This window comes from Streptomyces sp. MZ04, from assembly GCF_004684775.1.
Taxonomy (GTDB): Bacteria; Actinomycetota; Actinomycetes; order Streptomycetales; family Streptomycetaceae; genus Streptomyces.
This window is the reverse complement of sequence record NZ_SRIC01000338.1, coordinates 1-8,264: the sequence shown is the minus strand read 5'-3', so window position 1 is coordinate 8,264 and position 8,264 is coordinate 1. Positions and strand designations below refer to the sequence as shown.

Genomic DNA, 8,264 nt, shown 5'->3' with positions numbered 1-8,264 from the left:
ACCCCGCACAACGCCCCCAACTCCGCGTCATCACCGCCGAACCCACCCCCTGGGACACGTACTACGCCCCGGACACGCCCACCCGCATGTCCGAGAACAACACGTACCCGGTGGACGTCACGATCGAGAACACCACGACCACGGCCTGGCCCGCGGGCGAGCGCGCGCTCTCATACAAGTGGTCGCTGCCGGACGGCACGGACGCCACCACCGCCGACAACCAGCTGAAGGCCGACATCCCGGCCCTCGCACCGGGCGTGTCCGCCACCGTCCAGGCGACGGTCAAGTCCCCGTACACGGCGGACGGCAACCGGCGCTCGGGCTACACACTCACCTGGGACATCCTCAACAAGACCGACAACACCTGGCTCTCGCAGAAGCCCGGCATCGGCGGCCTGGAGCAGGCCACCGCCGTCGAGGATCCGACCGCGGACCGCGTCGGCATGGAGAAGCACCACGCCTACACGGGCAAGAACACCGGCGCGGGCTCGACCCTGATGAGCAACCTCGGCTCGGGCAACGCGACTTGGTCGTACAACGCCTTCACCAACCCGGGCCGCGGCATCAACACCTTCGCGCGCTTCACGTACAACGCGCAGGACACCTCCGACAGCCAGCTCGGCCACGGCTGGTCGGCGCAGACGGCAGGGCCACTGCGGCTCGGTTCGATGCTCGACTTCCACCCGGACGCGGAGCCGGGCGAGGCGTACGTCATCGACGGCGACGGTACGCAGCACCTGTTCCGCAAGCAGGGCGACGGCAGTTGGAAGCCGTCGGCGGGCTACCACTACAAGCTCACCGCCAAGCCGGACGTCGCGAAGGTGTGCCAGACCGGCAGCAGCCCCGAGGTCCCGGACGCCTGGACGCTGACCCGCCCCGACGGCACGCGCTTCGTGATCGGCTGCGACGGCTACCTCACGTCGGTCGTCGACAAGAACGGCAACACCCAGACGTACGTCTACGAGGTACGCGACTCAGGCAACCGCTGGATCAAATTCCTCAAGGAGATCAAGGACCCGGCGGGCCGCAGCTCCCTGACGCTCGACTACTTCGGGGCGGGCGACGCGACGTACGACTACATCGACGACAAGGGCGAGAAGGCCACGGGCACCGACCTGTGGAACCCGAGGATCTACGACCACCTGAAGTCCATGACGGACATCTCGGGCCGCAAGGTCTCCTTCCTCTATACGGAGAAGGGCCTGCTCGGCCGCCTCACGGACGGCGACGGCTCGGCCCAGCCGAAGGTCTTCTCCTTCTCGTACGACACCGCGCAGGGCAACAAGAACACCAAGCTGACCAAGGTCACGGACCCGCGCGGCAAGGCCACTGACGTCGAGTACGGCGAAGGCCCCGAGTCCAGCTGGTCGACCAAGACGATCACGGACCGGCTGCGCGGCACGACGGCCTTCACGTACACGTCGAAGACGGACGGCGGAACGGAGGCCAAGGTCACAGACGCCGAGAAGCACACGACGACGTACGCGACGGACGCCCAGGACCGCCCGGTCCAGGTCACGAACGCCAAGTCCGAGCAGACGAAGATGACGTGGGACCCCGACCACAACGTCACGCTCCTGGAGGAGAACAACGGAGCGAAGACGGCGTACTGCTACGACGAGAAGACCGGCTACCCGCTCTGGGAGCGCTCGGCGGAGGAGAACAAGGCCGGCGCCCCGTCGCCGGCGGACTGCGCGCCGGGCCTGTTCCCGACGCACTCGACCCGCTACGAGTACAAGACCCGCGCGGACGGCTACGCGGCCGACTTGACCAAGAAGACCTCACCGGAGGGCCGCGTCTGGCAGTTCGGCCATGACGCCAAGGGCAACCTGAAGACGGTCACGGACCCGAAGGGCGTCGCTTCGTCGGAGGCCGGTGACTACACGACGTCGTACGAGTACGACACCTACGGCCAGTTGACGCGGGCAACGGACGCCAACGGCAACCCGACGGCGTACGGGAACTTCGTGGCGGCGGGCTACCCGCGCACGACAACCGACGCCCTAGCGAAGATCACGACGACGGAGTACGACGCACGCGGCCAGGTGACGGAGGTCGTGGACGCCCTGGGCAAGAAGACGACCCAGACGTACGACGCGTTCGGCCGCCCGCTCGTGTCGAAGGCCCCGAAGGACCAGGCGGCGGGCGTGTTCATCACGACTCCGGCGCCGGAGTACGACGCGAACGACAACGTGACGAAGTCGACGGCGCCCAACGGGGCGGTGTCCACGGCGAGTTACGACGCCACGGACCAGGTGGTATCGGCCACGGCGCCGAAGGACACGGACACTTCGGGCGAGCGCAAGACGGCGTACACGTACGACAGCGTAGGCAACCTCAAGACGACGACGGAGCCGAAGGGCACGGCGACGGCGTCGATCCCCGACGACTACGTCACGACGAACACCTACGACGAGATCTACCAGCTCACGTCGGTCGTCAACGCCAAGAAGGACAAGGTCAGTTACGTCTACGACGGGGTGGGCAACCCCGTCCGCGTCATCGACCCCAAGAAGTCCGCGACGGCCGATCCCGACGACTACACCACCAAGACCGACTACGACATGAACCACCGCGTGGTGGCGGTCGGGGACGCGGCGGGCCGGACGGTCAAGCAGGCGTACGACAAGGACTCCCTGACCGTCTCGACGACGGACGCCGAGAACAACACCACCAAGAACCACTACGACGAGCGCGGCAAGCTCGCGGTGGTGGAGTCCCCGCACGAGGGAACGACGGTCCGTACGACGAAGTTCGGCTACGACCAGGTCGGCAACCAGATCAAGGTCTTCACGCCGCGTGGTGTGGCAACGGAGACCGAGCCCGACGACTTCGTCGCGGAGACGACGTACGACCCTCTGAACCGCCCCTCCCGCCAGATCCAGCCGTACGACCCGAAGGACCCCCGCTACAACAGGAAGGTCTGGTCGGAGACGACGTACGACGCCGTGGGCAGGGTGGCGAAGACGTCGATGCCGCCCTCGGAGGGCGAGACGACCCGCAACGACACGACGTACGGCTATTACGACAACGGCTGGGTGAAGACGTCGCAGGACGTGTGGGACATCCGCACGACGTACGACTACAACGCCCTCGGCCAGCAGACGGCCCGCCAACTGACGTCGGCGGGAGGCTCGACGAGCCGGACGATGCGCTGGGGCCACTACCCGGACGGCAAGCTCAAGTCGCGTGACGACGACGGCATTCCGGTCGGCGCGAGTGAGCTGGTCGCGTACGAGTCGCAGGCGCGGTCGGGGAAGGGGACGGAGTCGTCCCCGCACACGTGGAAGCTGAACATAGCGAAGGCGGGCAAGTACACGGCGTACGCCGAGGGGGCGGCCGGTAAGTGGACCAAGCTCGGCACCGACACCTACAAGAAGGGCGAGAACGCCGCCCTGAAGGCGCCCGCGGACACGGTGAAGCTGGTCCGCGACAACTCGGCGGAGGCGGCGGCTGACACCGAGCGCAAGCGCTTCGCGTACGCGTACGACATCAACGGCAACCTGACGTCGATCGACGACACGTCGACCGGCACGAAGGTCGACGCGTACACGATGTCGTACACGGGCCTGAACCAGGTCGAGAAGGTGGCGGAGGCCCTCGCCGGCCAGGAGAAGAAGACCACCTCCTACACGTACGACGCGAACGGCCAGCCCGAGACGCTCACGCACCCCGACCAGTACGCCAAGTACACGTACGACCTACGTGAGTTGGTGAAGACGACAACGGTGGGTAAGTCGGCGTCGGACACCTCCCCGAAGGTCACGTCGTACGACTACACGTACCGAGGCGAGCGAAAGACGGAGACGAAGGCCAACAAGAACACGGTGGCCTACGCCTACTACCTGGACGGCGCGCTCAAGTCCCAGACGGAGAAGAAGCCGGACGGCACGACTCTCGTCTCCTCCCACACCTACGCCTATGACGCGAACGGCAACAAGGCGCAGGACGTGGCGAAGAAGATGAGCGCGGACGACCATGCGAAGTACGTGTCGTCGACGACGGATTACACCTACGACCCGGCGGACCGCCTGGCGGGGTCGGTCCGGACCGGTGACGGCGCGGGCACGGAGACATACGTCCACGACGACAACGCGAACGTCGTCTCGCAGACGGTCAAGGGAAAGACGACGACGTTCGGCTATGACCGGAACCGTCTGCTGAAGTCGACGGTGGGCGGCGGCGCGTCGGCGTCGTACACGTACGACGCCTTCGGCCGCCAGGAGTCGGTGACGTCGGGCGGCAAGGTCATCGAGCGCAATGCGTACGACGGCTTCGACCGCGTGAGGCAGCACGAGAAGGCGGACCCGGCGTCGGGCGCCCTGAAGACGACGAAGTACGCGTACGACCCGCTGGACCGCACGTCCTCGCGGACGGACGCGGCGGGCAAGTCGACGGACTACACGTACCTCGGCATGTCTGGCGAGGTGTTGGGCGAGGAGGTCGCCGGCAAGCTGACGAAGTCGTTCCAGTACGGCCCGTGGGGCGAGCGCCTCTCCCAGGTGAAGCACGGCGCTGACGGCTCGGCCGGCGAGTCCACGTTCTACGGCTACAACAGCCACACGGACGTCGAGACGCTGACCGACAAGGACGGCAACACGAAGGCGACGTACGGGTATTCGGCGTACGGCTCCGATGAGTCCGCCGACTTCACGGGCATCGACAAGCCGGACGCGGGCGACCCAACGAAGGACGCGTACAACCCGTACCGCTTCAACTCGAAGCGGTGGGACGCGGCTTCGGCCACGTATGACATGGGGTTCCGGGATTACAGTCCGGGGCTTAATCGGTTTACTACTCGGGATATGTACAACGGGGCGTTGGCCGATATGGGGCTCGGGACCGATCCGCTCACGGGGAACCGATACGCGTTCGCTGGGGGGAATCCGACCAGTCTCGTAGAGCTAGACGGCCACGTACCGACTCTGCCGCCGTGCAGTGGCGCTGGACTCGTCACCGTTTGCGGTAAGGAACTCGTCGAAGCGAAGAAGAACCAATCCGGCAACGGGTTCGATTTCCTCGCGGGCCTCGGAAGAGTGTTTGCCAATGCCGCAGACGCCGTTAACCGCACTGGGAAATGCGGGAGCGACCCAAAGTGGTGCAACAACTGGGGTGACAAGTATGACAGTCTTGCGGAAAAGGGCGGAGCTGATTCGTCAGCGGACAGCTACAAGGCTGGTAGCTTCTTCGGAGATGCAATAGCTCTTGCCCGAGGAATCACGAAACCGCCAAGGGCTCCTGCTGCTGCATCGGGGCGAATGGCAGGTTCCCTTCCGGGCGCCCTAAAGCTGAAGGATCGAGCCACTGAGCTGCAAGGAATGCGAAAGTTCAACGGCGGCACTGTGACCGCAATCAAGGTGCAGAATACCAAGACGAACCAGACGCAGGTCTGGGTTGCGACTGAAGGCCCCAGGAGGCCTAGGGAATGGGGAACACCAGGGGCGGCCGACGACGCCCTCAAGAAGGGGGAGGTATTCATCCCGGGCAAGGGTCATGCCGAGCAGACGGTTATGAACAACCTGGGTGATGACTGGAAGATCGTCCAAGGTGGCACAAATCGAAATGTCTGTGTCACGCACCCAACAGGGCAGTGCGCGCCGAACCTTGGGAAGATCGGCATTACGGTCGATGGTCCCAAGTTTCCTTGGCGTCCGGGGCCGAACAGCATAAAGACCGACTACAGAACATTCTGGTGGGCGGGCTAGTCATCCGCGAGTAACAGAGAAGCAGCCGCTGCTCTCCGAACCGATCGGGGAGCAGCGGCTGTTGAAGCTGGTGTGTTCATGCTGCGGTGTAGGGTGACAAGGAACCGCTTCATGGATGGGTAAGGATGGAGTATTCAGTGGCATACGGTGAGATGATCGAGCGCATTCGTGCCCTTTCCCCGGAAAGTGCTTCCTTGTTCGCTGCGGGATGCGCGTATCGTGTGTTGCCAATTGTGGACGAGTGCGGGACTGCCCAGACGGCCGTTCGGTTCCGAGGCTTGCTGGACCAAGTCCTGCGGGGTGAGGGGGGGCAGGCTAAAGCCGATCTTGTCGGGTCACTGCAGGTGGCCCCAGAGCTTGAGGCTGACAGCGCGGAACAGCTGCACTACTGGGTGCACCACTCCCTTGCATTGCTCTTTGAGGCGGCGGCTGCTACGGATCCGGCTGAGTCGGTGGAGCGATGCGAGGCGTGCTGCGCACTTGCCTTGAATATCGCTGGAGACTTTGACGCCGTGCTTTCTGGTTATGAGAGCGGACCGCAGACCGAGCTGCCGCCAGCCGGACCGCACGAACGCCTGGAGATGCAAGCGCAGAGCGAATCGATTCAGGTTCTCACGAACAGGGTGAGTCGTGAGCAAGCCGTGCATGACATCGAGGAGTTGTCGCAGACTGCTGTTTCCCGGTTCGGTGAAGCCATGCCCGAATTCTTTCGCTCGATGACAGAGCTATGAATTGACGCCTGCTTGCAGATCGACGGATTCTTCGCAAACCCCTGAGGCTGGTAGCAGCTGCACGTCTGGAGATCACTTTATGGCTTACGCTGCGCCCTCCATCGGTCGATTTGATCGAACTCATTCCAGAGCTCGAGAGTTGGCGCCGAACGGCGGTGCGGCTTCATTCGAGGGGTGGTGAACCAAGCGAACGGGAAAGTCATGCCGGCGGCCCCATGCTTCGGATGAGGGATAGTGAATGGCCCACGTTGAGTGCCAACTGGGCCAGCCGCCTACCTTCCAGCCTTTCGCGATCGAGAGTGCGTACTGGTAATGCAGCCCGTCTCGGCGATCAAAGGAGTTAAGCCGATCCCGGATACCAACGGACAGGTCACCTGTGTCAGGAAACCTGGAAACCTGCTCGGGAAAAAGACGCCCGCGACCTTGACCTAGAGGAGCCTGCGGCCGACCACACGGTTTTCGTGCACGTCAAACAAGTCGAGGCCGAACGCGCGCCGTGGCTGGCAGACCAGGTCGGGCTGCGGGTGATCGGCGACTTGGTCATGGCGCCGTACTGAGGATGCCGTGAACAGAGGTGCTTCACAGCCGGAATTGCGATTCCATGACTGTGAGCGACGCCTGAGTGTGGTCCTCGGCCGCGACCAGGCGTCAGTCCCACCAGAACGACCAGAGGCCGTTGTCGATCAGGGATTCCGCATAGGCAGGGTAGGGCGTCGGCGGGTCCTTGATGACGTTGTCCGCCGTGGTCAGGACGTGCTCCAGGGCGATGTGCAGTGCCTGTGCTTCGGTTCGAGGGGGACGGGCGACCGAGACGTACACGGTGTTGCCGAGTACGGCGATGGCACGGGTTGCGAATCTCTCCTCCCAGCTTCTGAGAAGGGCGCAGAGGAGAGGGAGGGGGGCCTCTGCCTTCCATCCGATCGCGGCGGGGATATCGGCGCTGCGGTCCGCCGCGACCAGGGCGAGGTGGCAGTCGGAAACGTCGTAGGAGCGATCCGTCACCAGGCGCGACAGTATCCGCTGTGCCACGTCGTCCGGATCGTCGTCGGCCAGCTCCTCGTCGGCCGGCACTGGCGCGGGCGCCAGCCCCGGCCAATGATCGAACGGTGCACCTGGGTCGTCCTCGAACGGCTCGATGAACTCGGCGACTTCCGGTGGCAGCGGGATGGGCGGAGGTGGGTGGGTCAACTACTGAAGTTGCTGCTGCCGGTAGTCCTGCCAGGCGCGCTCCAGCACATGCTCCAGGTCCACGTGCGCGAGCCGCGCCGGATCGAGCGGGCTGGGTTCGCCATCGGGATAGAAGAGCAGAGGCCTCAGTCCTGTGGCCGGCTGTTGCCGCTGGTATTGCATCCACAGCCGTGCCGGATCCGAGACGGGCTCAGCGGAGACCCACATCGTTGGGGAATCTCTCGGGACGGTCGAACCGCGGGGAAGCCCATTGGGAAGTGGCGGCATCATCCAGCCGAGTCTAGATTCTGCGTCTCGCTTATGTCGTGAGTGGGGAAGGAAGGGTTGACGCATGAGGTTGGTGAATAGTTGTACGGGTTGGGGAATCAAGTATGTGACAAGGGGCACTTGATAAGCCGTCACGGGAGAGCTGTGGCTTCCGCTTGGTGGGGGGAGGGTGCGTTGCGTGCCCTCTCGGTTGCTGAGACGGAGGGGTGGGAGTCATGGACGGTGAGGGAAGACGGGTGCCGAGAGCGGAGGAGATGCGGGGGCAGGCCCGGGAGTTCGTGGCGCGTGTGACCCTGCGGAATCGGCTGCCGCTTGATTTCTCCGTCGCGAGTCTGCGGGTTGTCGACTTCCTCGTCGAAGGGCTGCGCAAGGG

At 64.5% G+C, this 8,264-nt stretch carries 4 protein-coding genes; 2 read left to right on the top strand and 2 right to left on the bottom strand.

Annotated features, from left to right (window positions below):
- Together E2651_RS38240 and E2651_RS38235 are read left to right on the top strand one after the other, a co-directional pair.
- On the top strand, positions 1-5,705 hold a 5,705-nt coding region (locus E2651_RS38240), incomplete at its 5' end, for an RHS repeat-associated core domain-containing protein (protein WP_135335879.1).
- Positions 5,706-5,830: 125 nt separating this feature from the next.
- Positions 5,831-6,436, top strand: a complete 606-nt coding sequence (locus tag E2651_RS38235) for a hypothetical protein (RefSeq protein ID WP_135335878.1) — start codon at positions 5,831-5,833, stop codon at positions 6,434-6,436.
- 648 nt (positions 6,437-7,084) lie between these two features.
- Here the strand turns inward: E2651_RS38235 and E2651_RS38230 are convergent.
- On the bottom strand, positions 7,085-7,624 hold the full coding sequence (locus E2651_RS38230; protein ID WP_135335877.1) for a DUF4253 domain-containing protein: 540 nt from the start codon (positions 7,622-7,624) through the stop codon (positions 7,085-7,087).
- The gene (locus tag E2651_RS38225; protein ID WP_135335876.1) at positions 7,625-7,831 is read right to left on the bottom strand and encodes a hypothetical protein; all 207 of its coding nucleotides are present in this window, start codon (positions 7,829-7,831) and stop codon (positions 7,625-7,627) included.
- Between the last annotated feature and the right edge of the window lie 433 nt (positions 7,832-8,264).